Genomic DNA, 13,801 nt, shown 5'->3' on the forward strand with positions numbered 1-13,801 from the left:
CCCCGCACCGCAGAGCGAGTACAGGCGGGCACAGCCCGCTTTTGATTTAGGCAAACCCGTGCGAAAAACATCTCGCACAGCCTGAATCCTGATCCGCCGGCCCCGCACCGCAGAGCGAGTACAGGCGGGCACAGCCCGCTTTTGATTTAGGCAAACCCGTGCGAAAAACATCCCGCACAGCCTGAGTCCAAAAAGGCAGTCCTACGTACAGCCTTTTTTCGGTCTGGGAAACCAGAGAAAGCATGCATAACGTACAGGTAGCAAATGAAAGCGCGGCTGCGGCCGCGCTTTCATTTTATTGGACCTGTTCAGCCTTCGACCACATCCCCGGCGCGACGCTGATCTTTCTTTTCCTGATGCTCCACCCAGCTCACCCAGAGCGGCCCGGCAATGCAAATGGTGGAATAGCAGCCGGTCACCACACCGACCATCATCGGCAGGGCAAACCCGCGAATGGAGTCAAGGTGAAAAATAATGGAAAAGACGCAGACCGTGGCAATGGCCAGAAATGTGACCAGCGTGGTATTGATCGAACGGGTGAAAGACTGATTGATACTGCGGTTGACGATATCCTTGAACTTCATGCTGCGGCCGAACAAGCCGCGGTTTTCACGGATACGGTCGTAGACCACGATGGTGTCGTTGATGGAATAGCCCAAAATCGTCAGCGCCACGGCGACGAAGCTGTCGCTGATGGGGATGCGGAAGATGGAAAAGGCCACAAACGCAATCACCAGATCGTGCAGCAGCGCGATGAGCGCCGTCAAACCGGCGGGCAGGCCGCCGATATGCCGGAAGCGTATCCAGACATACAGCACGATGAGCAGCGCCGCCAACAGCACCGCACCGATGCTCTGGAGGAAGAACTGCCGTCCCGTCTGAGGCGACACATCGTTGGACTGATACTTTTTCAGGCTGTTGGATGAGAACTGCTTGTTGAGCGCGTTATACAGCGAAGCCTGTTGCGTATTGGTGAGCGCTTTGGTGGTCTGAAGCACCAGAAGCTGCGTATGGCTGGCCGGCACCTTATCGACCTGCACGGTAAAATCGCCGCCCGCGATTGTTTTGTTGGCCAGTGTCTGCGCGGTGGAAAGGTCAAGCGTGCCGGTGTAGGAATACTGAATGATGGCGCCGCCTTTGAACTGGATATCCAGCTTGACGCCGAAAATCGCCGACACGAGGATGCCGATGACGATCAGCGAAATGGAAATCGTATAGAAGACGCGACGCTTACCGATAAAATCAATATGAAGGCCGTTGTAGACCTCGCCTTTTTCTTCCGCATCGCTGCCGGCCTGCTGATCCGGCTGCACGGAACGCCGGCCGCTGTCCATGTCCATAATGGTGGGAGCAGTGCCGTGATGGCGGCGGCCAATGTCCTGTTTGGGCTGTGCGGCAGGCTCATCCGGCACGTCGATCTGGGACTCGCGCACTTTCGGTTCGTTTTTTTTGTGACCAAACAGCGGCGTCACATTGTCTTTGCGGTGCTTGTCACTCATTTCGCAGCCCTCCCGTTATACAGAACGTCTTTGCGGGCAAAGCCGAACCGTGAGATGGATTTGAGCATCAGGCGGGACGCGATGATGCCCATCAGGAAATTGAACACCACGCCCACCACCAGCGTATACCCGAAGGACTTGACCGAGGCCGACCCGAGGAAATAGAGGATCAGCCCGGCGATGACCACGGTGACGTTTCCGTCGAAGATGGCGGCGAAGCTGCGCTGGAACCCTGCATCCAGCGCGCCGTCCAGCGTTTTGCCGATACGCAGCTCTTCCTTGATGCGCTCGGCGGTGATGATGTTGCAGTCCACCCCCATACCGATGGAAAGGATAATGCCCGCGATGCCGGGCAGCGTGAGGGAAAACTGTGGAATGGAGATGGCAAGCAGCGTGCCGGCCACATGCCCCGTGAGCGCGATGCAGGCCACAAGACCGGGCAGGCGGTAATAAATCAGCATGAACAGCACAATGAGCACCGCCGCCACCGCGCCCGCCATCAGCATGACCTGCAGGGCGTTCTGCCCCAGTTTCGGTGAAATGGTCTGGTAGTTATCGGTCTCCAGTTTAAAAGGCAGCGCGCCCGCGTTGATCTTGTCGGCCAGCGCCTGCGCGGAAGCCGCCGTGAACGGACTGGAGCTCGAGCCTTCGATGGTGGCCTGGCTGAGCTCACCGGACAGCGTGCTGGGGTCTATATTCATTGTGGGCGTGGAGATCGCCGTGCTGTCCATATAAATTGAAACCGTCTGGTTATAATATTTTTTCACCGCGTCGGTAAACTTGCTCTTGCCGGAATCCTTGAGGGACAGCAGCACGACATACTGGCTGGTCGTCTGCCCGGTCGTCTGGTTCGACTGCTCGTACTGCGCGGCCGCGCTCTTGACGTCCTTACCGGTCATGATGACGGTGCCATCCGACGCCTTGAACGAAAGCTCCGCCATCGCGCCGAGCTCCTGAATGGCGCTTTCCGGGTCCTGATTGGTCTGGTCGGAGCGCCACGGGAAGCGCACAATGATGCGCTGGTTGCGGTAATCGGTATAGATCTCGGAATCGGTGATGTGCTTACTGTCCAACCGTGTGCGCAACACGGCGGTGGCCGCGTCCATCTCCGCGTTGCTGGCCTTGTAGTTCGTCGGGGGACGGAACGTCACATCCACGCCCCCCCGGATGTCGATGCCGAAGCGCATATCCTGCGCGCCTTTGATGACCGTGATGACATTGTCGCCGAACGTATAAGAGAATCCGGATACCGACAAGTATGTGATGATGGCAATGATAACCGCCACCACCACGATGACTGGCCTCCCCACGCGTTTATACACAGGCTTCCACCTTCCAAATCGTTTGTTGACCGTCCCATTTTCCGACCGGGCACACACTGTTTCCATTATAAAGCGCTAACGTAAAAAAGTCAATTCACGGCAAGCGGCCGGCACAACCCGCTTTTTTGTTCAAAAAGTCCGGGAGGGAAACCACCCGCCCATCGCCGCAAGGTCCCTTGAGCCCGCCCGTTCAAATTGTGCATTTGCCATCGCGCCAACGTTCTTTGAACCCGTCAGCGGGCACTGTCCGCTAGACGGTGAGCTCGGGGACTGCATCGAGCAGACCACGGTTTTGCTCCAGAATCGGGTTGACGATTTCGCCCAGGAACTCCTCTACCTGCGCGACGGAGCGCCCGGTGAAGCGCTCCGGCGTGAGCACGTTTTCGATCTCGGCTTTGTCGAGCATGAACGCCGGATCGGCCACGATGCGGTCGATGAGGTCGTTGTCCAGTCCATCCTCTTTTACACGTTTGGCCGCGGCGAGCGAGTGCTGGCGGATGCGCTCGTGAAGCTGCTGGCGGTCGCCGCCCTTTTTCACCGCGCGCATCATGATGTTCTCGGTCGCCATAAACGGCAGCTCCTTCATCACGCGCTGGCGGATGACTTTGGGATAGACCACCAGCCCGTCCGCCACATTGATGTAGATATTGAGGATGGCGTCCGCCGCGAGGAACGCCTCGGCCACCGCGATGCGCTTGTTGGCCGAATCGTCCAGCGTGCGCTCAAACCACTGGGTGGCGGCGGTGAATCCGGGGTTGAGCGAATTGGCCAGCAGGTAGCGGGACAGCGCCGTGATGCGCTCGCTGCGCATGGGGTTGCGCTTGTACGCCATGGCGGACGAACCGATCTGATGCTTCTCGAACGGCTCCTCCATTTCCTTGAAATTCTGCAGCAGGCGCATGTCGTAGGAAAATTTGCTGGCGCTCTCGGCAATGCCCGCCAGCGCGCTCACCACACGGCTGTCCACCTTGCGGGAATAGGTCTGGCCGGAGACCGGCACCACCTTATCGAACCCCAGCGACGCGGCGATGAGCTGTTCCAGCTTCTTCACCTTTTCGTGGTCGCCGTCGAACAGCGCGAGAAACGATGCCTGCGTGCCGGTAGTGCCTTTGGAACCCAGCAGCGCCAGCCCGTCAATGCGGTGCTCCACGTCTTCCAGGTCCATCAGCAGCTCGTTGATCCAGAGCGTGGCACGCTTGCCCACGGTGGTGAGCTGCGCGGGCTGAAGGTGGGTGTAGGCCAGGCAGGGCCGGCCTTTGTGCGCCTCCGCAAATTTCGCCAGATGCGCGATCACATTGATGAGCTTTTTGCGCAGCAGCTCAAGCCCTTCCCGCATGATGATGATGTCGGTGTTATCCCCCACATAGCAGGAGGTGGCGCCCAAATGAATGATGCCTTTTGCCTGCGGGCACTGCACACCGTAGGCGTAGACATGCGACATCACGTCGTGGCGCACTTCTTTTTCGCGCTGCTCGGCCACGTCGTAGTTGATGTCCTCGGCGTGAGCTTCCAACTCGGCCACCTGTTCGGCGGTGACGGGCAGGCCCAGTTCGTGTTCCGCTTTGGCCAGCGCGATCCACAGCTTGCGCCAGGTCTTGAACTTTTTATCCGGCGAAAACAGATACTGCATCTCGGCGCTGGCATAGCGCGTGCAGAACGGGCTTTCGTAACGATCTCGGCTCATGGTCTTCCTCCATGTAACTCTCCGTCCGGCGGAGATTTTTTCACACAATGTATGGTGCATTTTCTAGTGTACCACAAAACGCGGCGCAGGCACAGCCTTCTTTTGCGCGCGCGGGCCCGTTTCGACAAAAAACGGCACCGGGCGGGCTTGTGGAACCGTGCTGCTTGTGCTACCCTAAAGAAAACTGAACATTCTGAACGATATGGAAGGGGTTTTCCCGTTTTGATGCAGATCCCGATGCTGGACCTCAAACGCCAATACGCCGCGCTGGAACCGGAACTGGAACCGGAGATAAAGGCCTGCCTGCGCAGCGGCGCATACATCATGGGCAGACCGGTGGCCGCGCTCGAGCAAGCGCTGACCGACCGCCTCGGCGTGCGCCACGCCGTTGCCGTGGGCAACGGCACCGACGCGCTCACCATCGCCCTGCACGCGCTGGGCGTGGGCCCGGGCGACGAAGTCGTCACTACGCCGTTCACCTTTTTCGCCACGGCGGAAGCGGTGGCTGCCCTCGGCGCCACACCGGTCTTCGCCGACGTGCGCCCCGACACCTACAACCTCGACCCCGAAAGCGTGCGCAGGTGCATCACGCCCCGCACCAAAGCCATCCTGCCGGTGCACATCTTCGGGCAGCCGGCCGACATGGCGGCCTTACGTGCCATCGCCGAAGAACACGGGCTACCCGTCATCGAGGACGCGTGCCAGGCCATCGGTGCGGCCGTAGAGGGAAAACCGGTCGGCGGCCTGGGAGACGCGGCCTGCTTCTCGTTCTTCCCCACCAAGAACCTCGGCGCGTTCGGCGACGGCGGCCTGCTCACCACCGACAGCGACCGCCTGGCCACACTGTTCCGCGCGCTGCGTGCCCATGGCGGCGGACACACGGGAGCCGCCGCCCGCGCCCTGCTCGACGGGCAGCCCCTGCCGCCCGCGCCGGGCGGCGCGGAAAACCCTTTGTATAATCCATATAAATATTACAATTATCTGGTTGGATATAATTCCAGATTGGATACATTGCAGGCGGTCATCCTAAATATAAAGCTCCGTCACCTTGACGAATGGAACGCACAGCGCGCGCAGAACGCCGCGTTTTATCAGGCGCACATCCACAGAGAGGACGTCATCCTGCCAAAACAGGCGGAGGGCACCACCCATGTGTGGCACCAGTTTGCGATGCGCACCCCTTACAAGGCCGAGATGGGCGAAGCGCTGGCAAAAAAGGGCATCGCGACCGGCGTATTTTATCCTGTGCCGCTGCACCTGCAGAAAGCCTTCGAGGGGCTTGGCTACCGCCCCGGCTCGCTTCCGGTGGCGGAAACGCTCGCGCGTGAGACGCTCTGCCTGCCGGTCTTCCCCGGCATGACAGAGGAAGAACTGGCCTGCGTAGCGGACGCGGTCGACGCATTCACGCCGGAAGGCTCTTGAGACAGACCGGGCTGCCCACATGGGCGACCTCGCCCAATGGCGAAAGGGCACCGTTTTGCACCGCAAACGCCGTGATACCGTCCGATTTTTCGTTGGCGGCATACAGGAAGCGACCGTCCGGCGAGAAGGTGAGATCGCGCGGGCCTTTGCCGCCGCAGGGCGTGAAAACCGGCTCACTCAACACACCGTATTGCCCGATGCGGTAGGCCGCGATGCTGTCGTGTCCGCGGTTGGATACGACCAGCAAGCGGCGGTCGGGTGAGATCTTGATGGCGGCGGGCAAGTTTTCTCCTTTAAAATCGGCGGGCACCGTGGCGTAATAGTCTTCCGGCGAATAACCGCCCTGCATCCGCACGTTCATAAGGGTGATGTCGCTGGTCAGCTCGTTGACCACGTAGGCGGCGTTCTGTTCAGGCAAAAACGCCATATGGCGCGGCCCGCAGCCGGGGAATCCCCGCGTCTGCCAAATCTCATACAGCGCACCGCTCGGGGCCACCGTATAGCTGAAGATGAGGTCGATGCCCAGATCCACCGCGCAGAGCCACCCTTCCGGGGCAAAATCAAGAAAATGCGCGTGCGGGCAGCGCTGCCGCTCCGGATGCGCACCGTGCCCCGCATGGCTGGTTTTTTGCAGCGGCGCGCCCACCGCGCCGTTTTCGATGGGAAACGACACCAGCGTCGCGTCGGACGCGCCGTTGGGCAGAAAATCCGCGCCGCCATAGTTGGCCACAAACAAGAACTTCCCATCGGGGTCCACACTGAGATAACACGGAAACGCCCCCAGCGAGGACTGCTCACCCGTCTGCGTGAGCCGGCCGTCCGGGCCGGCGGCATAGGACGCCACGCCGCCGCCCGGCTGCCCCTTGAGCATATCGGTCTCCAGCACGACGTACAGCGAGCGCCCGTCGGGACCAACCGCCAGATAGGAAGGGTTGTCCGCTTCGGCCTCCAGCCGCACCGGGCCGAGCGTTCCGTCCTCCCGCAGCCGGGCGCTGTAGATACCTTTGCTCTCTCCCGCCGTATACGTACCGATGTACAGGATCGGTTCCATAAAAACGCCCCCTTTTAGCTCTGCCATGCATTGACTTTGATTTTTTACCATTGTACCATCGCGGCGCTCCCAGAGCAATCGGCATTTTCGCCGCCGCACCCGCATTCGCATCGTAAAGCGGCGTTCATTCCGGCAGCCACCGGATGAACGCCGTTTTGTCATGGCGGTTATACCCCGCCCGCTCATAAAAGCGCAGGGTGCTCTCCAGTTTCGAGGCGGTGAGCAGCATGATCTTGCAGCAGCCCTCCCGCACCGCAATATCTTCCGCCGCGTGCAAAACAGCGGTGGCACAGCCTTTGCCACGGTGCGCTCCGTCGGTGATAACGTTCTCCACCAGCGCATATGGCCGCTGCCCGTGCGTGAGGTTGGGGATGACGGTGAGCACGCAGGACGACACGATCTCTCCATCTTCCTCACCCAGCAGAGCATGCTGCCCGTCCATCCGCAGCATGCGCTGCCACAGCTGCCGCAGTGCATCGTCCGGTACGGGCATGGGGTTGTCGTGCAGTTGGGTGTAAAGCCGCAGCAGGGCATACAGATCGTTCTCGTTCGCTTCCCGAATGTGCATGGGGGCGCTCCTTTTCCGCAAACCAACACAGGCCGCCGCTCCCGGATGAACCGGAAGCGGCGGCCTGCCCTGTCATTCCTCCAGAACGGGTGGAATGTCCAAAAACTGTGCGTCCTTGTTTTCATCGACCGTGCGGCGCATAAACCATTCGTTGGTGAACAGCACCACCTGCCGGTCATACGCATCCTGCACCACCAGCGCGTCGTTGGTGTAACCGATGCGCTCGGTGGTGAATTTGGCCGGCACCACCCAGCGCGCATACCCATAGGGCAGCTGCTCCATGCGCACATCGACCTTATACTCGTTCTTCAGCCGGTATTCCAGCACTTCCAGTTGCAGTACGCCCACCACGCCGACAATGAGCGACTCATACCCCGCAAACGGCTGCTTAAACAACTGGATGGCACCCTCCTCGGCGATCTGCTCCACGCCCTTGAGGAACTGCTTGCGCTTCATTGCGTCTTTGATGGTCACGTTGGCAAAATGCTCGGCCGGGAACATGGGGATGCCCTCAAAGTGAAACGACTGCCCCGGCGGGCAAAGCGTATCGCCGATATGGAAAACGCCGGGGTCGAACACGCCGATGATGTCGCCCGCATAGGCTTCCTCGACGATGTTGCGGTCCTGCGCGAGAAACTGCTGCGGCTGCGCGAGCCGGATGTTCTTCTTTGTACGCGTCTGGTAAACGGTCATTTCCTTTTCGAATCGGCCCGAGCAGATGCGGATAAACGCGATGCGATCGCGGTGCGCGGGGTTCATGTTGGCCTGTATCTTGAAAACGAAGCCTGAAAACGCCGCCTGCGTGGGTTCCATATCACCTTCCGCCGTTTTGCGGGGCGCGGGCGCGGGCGCATAGGAGAGGAAATCCTCCAGGAACGGCTGCACGCCGAAATTCGTCATGGCGCTGCCGAAATACATCGGCGTGAGCTCGCCCTGCTTCACTTTTTCCAGATCGAACGCGTCGCCCGCCTCGTCCAGCAGTGCGATATCCTCGCAGAGCTGGTCATACAGCTTCTCACCAAGCAGCTCGCGGAATCTGGGGTCGTCCGCCGTGCCGGTGGTGGCGGCCACCATCTTCTGGCCGTGCCCTTCACTGGTAAAAAGCTCGATGCGCTTCTGCGTACGGTTATATACGCCCTTGAAATCGGTGCCCGAACCGATGGGCCAGTTCATGGGGCAGGCACGGATGCCCAGGACCTGCTCCAATTCTTCCATCAGATCGAACGGGTCTTTGGTGAAGCGGTCCATCTTATTGACGAACGTAAAAATGGGGATGCCGCGCATCCGGCAGACATGGAACAGCTTGATCGTCTGCGCTTCCACGCCCTTCGCACCGTCGATGAGCATGACGGCGCTGTCCGCTGCAACGAGGGTGCGATAGGTATCTTCACTGAAATCCTGATGCCCGGGCGTATCCAGGATGTTAATATGGAATCCGTCGTAATCAAACTGCATCACGCTCGATGTGACCGAGATGCCCCTCTGTTTTTCGATCTCCATCCAGTCGGAGACGGCATATTTCTCGGCTTTGCGCCCTTTCACGGTGCCCGCCAGGCGGATGGCCCCGCCGTAGAGCAGCAGTTTTTCGGTGAGGGTCGTTTTGCCCGCGTCCGGGTGCGAAATGATCGCAAACGTCCTGCGCCTCTGTATTTTTTCCGCCAGTTCTTCTGTCTGCGGCACAACAATCCACCTTCCGCGGGCACAGCCCGCTTTTTAGTTCAAATAAATCGGCAGGCGTGTTTCAATACATCGCTTGAACGGGCGGTGCAGCCTGCTTTCTTGTTTAACCGGCCATCCATAGTATCCAGGCTTTTTAATCGGAAAGGCCGGACTTTTTTTTATAAATCGAAAAAACCGCGCGTATTTCCGCGCAGTTTTTGATTATACCATATTTTGTGCGGGCATGCCAGTCATCCATGCAACCCCGTGGTAAAAATATCAGGCTTTCTGCTGCAAAAGCGCCGCCAGCACGTCCAGCAACCGGTCCATGTCCTCGTCCGTGCCGACGGTAATGCGCAGATAATTGCTGATGCGCGGCAGATCAAAATACCGTACGAGGATACCCGCCGCCCGCAGACGCGCAAACAGATCCGAAGCGGGCACGCCGGGGTGGGCAGCAAACACAAAATTCGCCAGTGACGGCAGCACCGTGAACCCCAGCGCGCGCAGCCCCGAGACAAACCGCCCTCGCGTGGCGACGATCTTCCCGGCGGTTTCGGTGTAATACGGCACATCCGCCACGGCGGCGGCCGCCGCCGCCGCCGCCAGCCTGTCCACCGGGTAAGAGTTGAACGCGTTCTTCACGCGCAAAAGCGCGGCAATCAGGTGCGGCTGACCCAGCGCGTAGCCGATACGCATGCCCGCCAGGGCGTGCGACTTGCTGAACGTGCGCACCACCAGTAAATTGGGGTAGTCTTGGATAAGCGGCGCGGCACTCCGCCCGCCGAATGCGATGTAGGCTTCATCCACCACCACCACGCGGTCTTTGTGGTAATCCAGAAGCTTGCGGATACTGGCAATATCCAGATAGACGCCGGTGGGCGCGTTGGGGTTGGGGAAAATGACGCCGCCCGCCGGGCGAAAATAGTCCGCCGCGTCGATCCCGAACCGCTCATTCAACGGCACGGTCTGCACGGGGATATTGTAAAACCCCGCAAATACCGGGTAGAAGCTGTAGGTCACATCGGGGAAAAGCACGGGCTGCTCGTCATCGAAAAACGCGCAGAATGCAAACGAAAGCACCTCATCGCTGCCGTTGCCGCAGAACACACAGCCCGCATCCAGTCCTTCTACCGCGGCAATAGCCGCGCAGAGCGCGGTAGCGTCCGGATCCGGGTAGAGCGGCAGCCGGTCGGTTTCCTGTGCAATCGCCTCCCGGATGCGGGGGGACGGCGGATAGGGGTTTTCATTGGTGTTCAGCTTAATATACCGCATGTCCTTGGGCTGCTCACCGGCGGTATACGGCGTCATCCGCCGCGCGCGTTTTGAAAGAAAGTCCATTGCTTCTGTTCTCCCCTGCCCGTTTTTTACAGTCTACAAGATTTTGGGCTCCTGCGCAAGCGGCAGTCTGCAAGGCCGGCTGCATAAAAGCCCTTCCGTTCGACCCGCCGGAACGCGTTCGCAGACACGTCGTCCGCTCAGGCTGTGCATGGAAAAATAGCTGCCAGCTTATTTGAACCTGTATGCAGGCTCAGCCTGCTCAGCGCCAGATGGCGGTGAAGACGGAAAACAGCAGCGGCGCGCAGATCACGGTGATGATGCCCGCTACGCAAATGGAAAGGCTGCTCATGGCGCCTTCGTCCTCACCCAGCTCCAGCGCTTTGGAGGTGCCCACGGCGTGCGAAGCCGTGCCGAGCGACAGGCCGACCGCCACGCGGTTTTTCACACGCAGCAGCTTGAACACCTGTGGGCCCAGCACCGCGCCGAAAATGCCCGAAAGCAGCGTGGCCACCACCGTTACAGCCTGGATGCCGTGCATATCCTGCGTGATGCCGATGGCGATGGCGGTCGTGACCGACTTGGCCATCAGCGACTCGATGAGCACCCGGTCCAGCCCGAACAGCTTGCACAGGAAATAGACTGACGCCATGGACGCGACCGAGCCGATGGAAATGCTGAGCAAAATGACCGGAGCGTATCGCTTGATAAGTTTCAACTGGTCGTATAACGGAACCGCCAGCACGACGGTCGCGGGCGTGAGCAGCAGGGTGATGAACTGCCCTCCGGCCATATAGTCCTTATAGCTGATGTGGAAAATCATCACCACCGCGCAGACAATGATGATGGCGAGCAGGAGCGGATTCAAAATCGTCAGCCGCGTTTTGCGGTAGATGACCACCCCCACCGCATAGGCCGCGATGGAAAGCGTGATGCTGAAAAGCGGGCTGCCGACAATCATTTCTTTCATAGAGAGGCATCTCCTTCCGCCGAAGGACTGACGGGCGGCACGGGCGGCAGGACGGACGGCCTGCGCGGCGGCTGCGGTTTGGCCGGAGAGACAGGCGGCACCGGGGGCTGCGCAGACGGCGGCGCCGCTTTGCCCCCTTTCCGGTTGAACAGCTTCATCACCCAGTTGGCAAACACACCCGTAACCGAGAGCACGATGATGGTCGTGAATAGGATGATAAGCAGATACGGGACCAGCACGCCCTTGATGGTGTTGAAATTGGCCACGATGGCCACGCCGCTGGGAATGAAGAAAAACGCCATGTTGCCGATCAGGAACCGGCTGACCCGGCGGATCTGCTGTTTTCTGATGACCTTGAAATACAGCAGCAAAAACAGGATGATCATGCCGAACACATTGCCCGGAACAGGCAGGTGTGTCACCACGCTGAGCACTTGCCCGGCCACGCAGATGGCGAAAATGATGCCGCACTGCGCCAGAATCTTCATGAAAAAGGCCTCCGCACCCGGGCGCGCCCGAGGTGCGGGCCGGGTCAAAATACGGGGCGGCGCCGCAAAAGGCCCGCACCCGGTCATGGGCGGCGGTACATGCCGTACCGCCGCCCATGAGAATGTGGCTATATTCTACTATTCTTCCGCCGCAAATGCAAGGAAAGAGTGCCAACCTCACCAATGCGCATGAGATTTTCTCTTATTTTGATAAACTTCCCGTCCATGCCTTTGCTTTTTTTGTATGTGTTTTTTCGAGCTGTACGCACACATTTTTTACGAGGCCGGACCGTCTTCCCCGTCAAAACTGCCGTCGGCATCGGCAACGCTTTCACCCACATGCTTCCGGCTCGCCTTTTTGCTGAATGTATTCACGTCCACAACGCTGCGCAGACCGTGGCTCAGGCAGGCGGCGCCGCCCACGCAGCCGTCCGCGCAGGACATCCCCTCAATGAAGTTTTTGCCCAGCTTACCCTTTGCGGCCTTGAACAGCGCGATCTTATAGCTGTCCGCCCCGTTGCAGATCTCGGGGTCGAGCACCAGATCCAGTCCCTCGTCCTCGATCACGCTGCGCACCGCCTCGGTTACACCGCCGCTCCTGGCAAACGCGCGCCCGAAACAGGATGCATCGTCCATGGGGCCTTCCTCCAACTGATCCACCGGGATCTCCATGCCGTCGAACAGGGCCTGCAATTCCTCAAAGGTGAGCACGCTGTCCACCGCGCCCTGGGTCTTTTCCAGCGAGATCTCCATCTTCTTGGCGATGCACGGCCCGATGAAGACCACTTTTGCGCCGGGATCATGGTGCTTGATGAGCAGCGCCGTTTCCACCATGGGAGACACGTTGTGGGAAATGAACGGCTTGAGGTCGGGATGGTTGATCTCGACATAGCGCACGAACGATGGGCAGCACGAGCTGGTGAGGAAACCTTTCTCGGCCAGCTCATGCGCTTCTTTCTGCGCGACGATGTCCGCGCCGAGGGCGGCTTCCACCGCACGGTGGAAGCCGAGCTGCCGGATGCCCGCCACCACCTGGCCGATTTTCGCGTAGGAGAACTGGCTGGCGATGGCCGGCGCAAGCACGGCGTAGATATGCAGATCCGGATTTTCCTGCGCCTGCCGGAGCAGATCCAGCACGTCGAGGATGAAGGATTTGTCAACCATCGCGCCGAACGGGCACTGGTAGACGCAGTTGCCGCAGGAGGTGCAGCGATCGTAATTGATTTTTGCCTTTTTCTGGTCGTCGATCTCGATGGCCTTGGCGGCGCATCCGGCCACGCAAGGGCGCTGGCGCTCGATGATGGCGTGATAGGGGCAGGCTTTCATGCAGCGGCCGCACTCCCGGCATTTTTCCGGGTCGATGACGGCCCGGTGCTTCTCATAACTGATGGCGCCGAACGGGCAGGCCGCGTGGCATTTGTGCGCGATGCAGCCCCGGCACGCGTCGGTGACCGAGAAACGCTGCACCGGGCACTCGTCGCAGGCGCTGTCGATGACCGAAACGATGCCCGGCATGTCGCCGCGGCCCATTGCGGCGCGCACGCGCTCTTCCACGATGGCGCGCTCGCGGTAGATGCAGCAGCGCATGGTTGCCTTCGGCCCGGGAATGATGGTGCGCGGGATGTCGTAATAGCCGTCGTCCAGCTTGTCGGCGCGGGCCAGGCGCACCACCTCCCGCAGCACTTTATACTTCAGTTCCTGTACGTCGGTATCAAATAAAATCATGGGGACTCCTCCTGCGGGGCACGGCGTACCCGCCCCGGCCGTATTTCCTGTATGCACGGACCATTTCCGCAACGGTACCAGTATAACAAGCGCCGCGGTCCTCTGTAAAGTGCATGGAAAACTTCTCCGTACAAA

At 59.9% G+C, this 13,801-nt stretch carries 11 protein-coding genes; 1 reads left to right on the forward strand and 10 read right to left on the reverse strand.

Annotated features, from left to right (window positions below; translation table 11 throughout):
* Window positions 1–308 precede the first annotated feature (308 nt).
* From secF to purB, 3 genes are all read right to left on the reverse strand, one after another.
* Window positions 309–1,499: a protein translocase subunit SecF gene (gene secF, locus ETHHA_RS13530; protein WP_013486521.1), complete on the reverse strand. Its 1,191-nt coding sequence runs from the start codon at window positions 1,497–1,499 to the stop codon at window positions 309–311.
* Window positions 1,496–2,821 carry a preprotein translocase subunit SecD gene (locus ETHHA_RS13535; protein ID WP_013486522.1) on the reverse strand — a complete coding sequence of 442 codons (1,326 nt, stop codon included), beginning with the start codon at window positions 2,819–2,821 and terminating at the stop codon, window positions 1,496–1,498. The genes secF and ETHHA_RS13535 overlap by 4 nt, the downstream gene beginning before the upstream one ends.
* A 250-nt stretch (window positions 2,822–3,071) precedes the next feature.
* The gene (purB, locus tag ETHHA_RS13540; protein ID WP_013486523.1) at window positions 3,072–4,505 is read right to left on the reverse strand and encodes an adenylosuccinate lyase; all 1,434 of its coding nucleotides are present in this window, start codon (window positions 4,503–4,505) and stop codon (window positions 3,072–3,074) included.
* Window positions 4,506–4,730: 225 nt separating this feature from the next.
* Here purB and ETHHA_RS13545 point away from each other — a divergent pair, with 225 nt between their 5' ends.
* On the forward strand, window positions 4,731–5,927 hold the full coding sequence (locus tag ETHHA_RS13545) for a DegT/DnrJ/EryC1/StrS family aminotransferase (RefSeq protein ID WP_013486524.1): 1,197 nt from the start codon (window positions 4,731–4,733) through the stop codon (window positions 5,925–5,927).
* Here the strand turns inward: ETHHA_RS13545 and ETHHA_RS13550 are convergent.
* From ETHHA_RS13550 to ETHHA_RS13580, 7 genes are all read right to left on the reverse strand, one after another.
* On the reverse strand, window positions 5,908–6,978 hold the full coding sequence (locus tag ETHHA_RS13550) for a lactonase family protein (protein ID WP_013486525.1): 1,071 nt from the start codon (window positions 6,976–6,978) through the stop codon (window positions 5,908–5,910). The two genes, ETHHA_RS13545 and ETHHA_RS13550, sit on opposite strands and share 20 nt — an antisense overlap.
* A gap of 124 nt (window positions 6,979–7,102) precedes the next feature.
* A complete protein-coding gene (locus ETHHA_RS13555; RefSeq protein ID WP_013486526.1) occupies window positions 7,103–7,546 on the reverse strand; it encodes a GNAT family N-acetyltransferase in 444 nt (147 codons plus the stop codon).
* 72 nt (window positions 7,547–7,618) lie between these two features.
* Window positions 7,619–9,226, reverse strand: a complete 1,608-nt coding sequence (locus ETHHA_RS13560; protein ID WP_013486527.1) for a peptide chain release factor 3 — start codon at window positions 9,224–9,226, stop codon at window positions 7,619–7,621.
* A gap of 258 nt (window positions 9,227–9,484) precedes the next feature.
* Complete coding sequence (gene hisC, locus ETHHA_RS13565) at window positions 9,485–10,546, reverse strand: histidinol-phosphate transaminase (protein WP_013486528.1); 1,062 nt, start codon at window positions 10,544–10,546, stop codon at window positions 9,485–9,487.
* Between the two features lie 199 nt (window positions 10,547–10,745).
* Window positions 10,746–11,453, reverse strand: a complete 708-nt coding sequence (locus ETHHA_RS13570; RefSeq protein WP_013486529.1) for an LrgB family protein — start codon at window positions 11,451–11,453, stop codon at window positions 10,746–10,748.
* The gene (locus ETHHA_RS13575; RefSeq protein ID WP_013486530.1) at window positions 11,450–11,941 is read right to left on the reverse strand and encodes a CidA/LrgA family protein; all 492 of its coding nucleotides are present in this window, start codon (window positions 11,939–11,941) and stop codon (window positions 11,450–11,452) included. Before ETHHA_RS13575 ends, ETHHA_RS13570 begins: the two co-directional genes overlap by 4 nt.
* Before the next feature lie 276 nt (window positions 11,942–12,217).
* Entirely contained in the window at window positions 12,218–13,666 is a 1,449-nt protein-coding gene (locus ETHHA_RS13580; RefSeq protein ID WP_013486531.1) for a 4Fe-4S dicluster domain-containing protein, read from the reverse strand.
* Window positions 13,667–13,801 lie beyond the last annotated feature (135 nt).

Origin of the sequence: Ethanoligenens harbinense YUAN-3 (genome assembly GCF_000178115.2) — a bacterium.
In the GTDB taxonomy this organism is placed as follows: domain Bacteria; phylum Bacillota; class Clostridia; order Oscillospirales; family Ethanoligenentaceae; genus Ethanoligenens; species Ethanoligenens harbinense.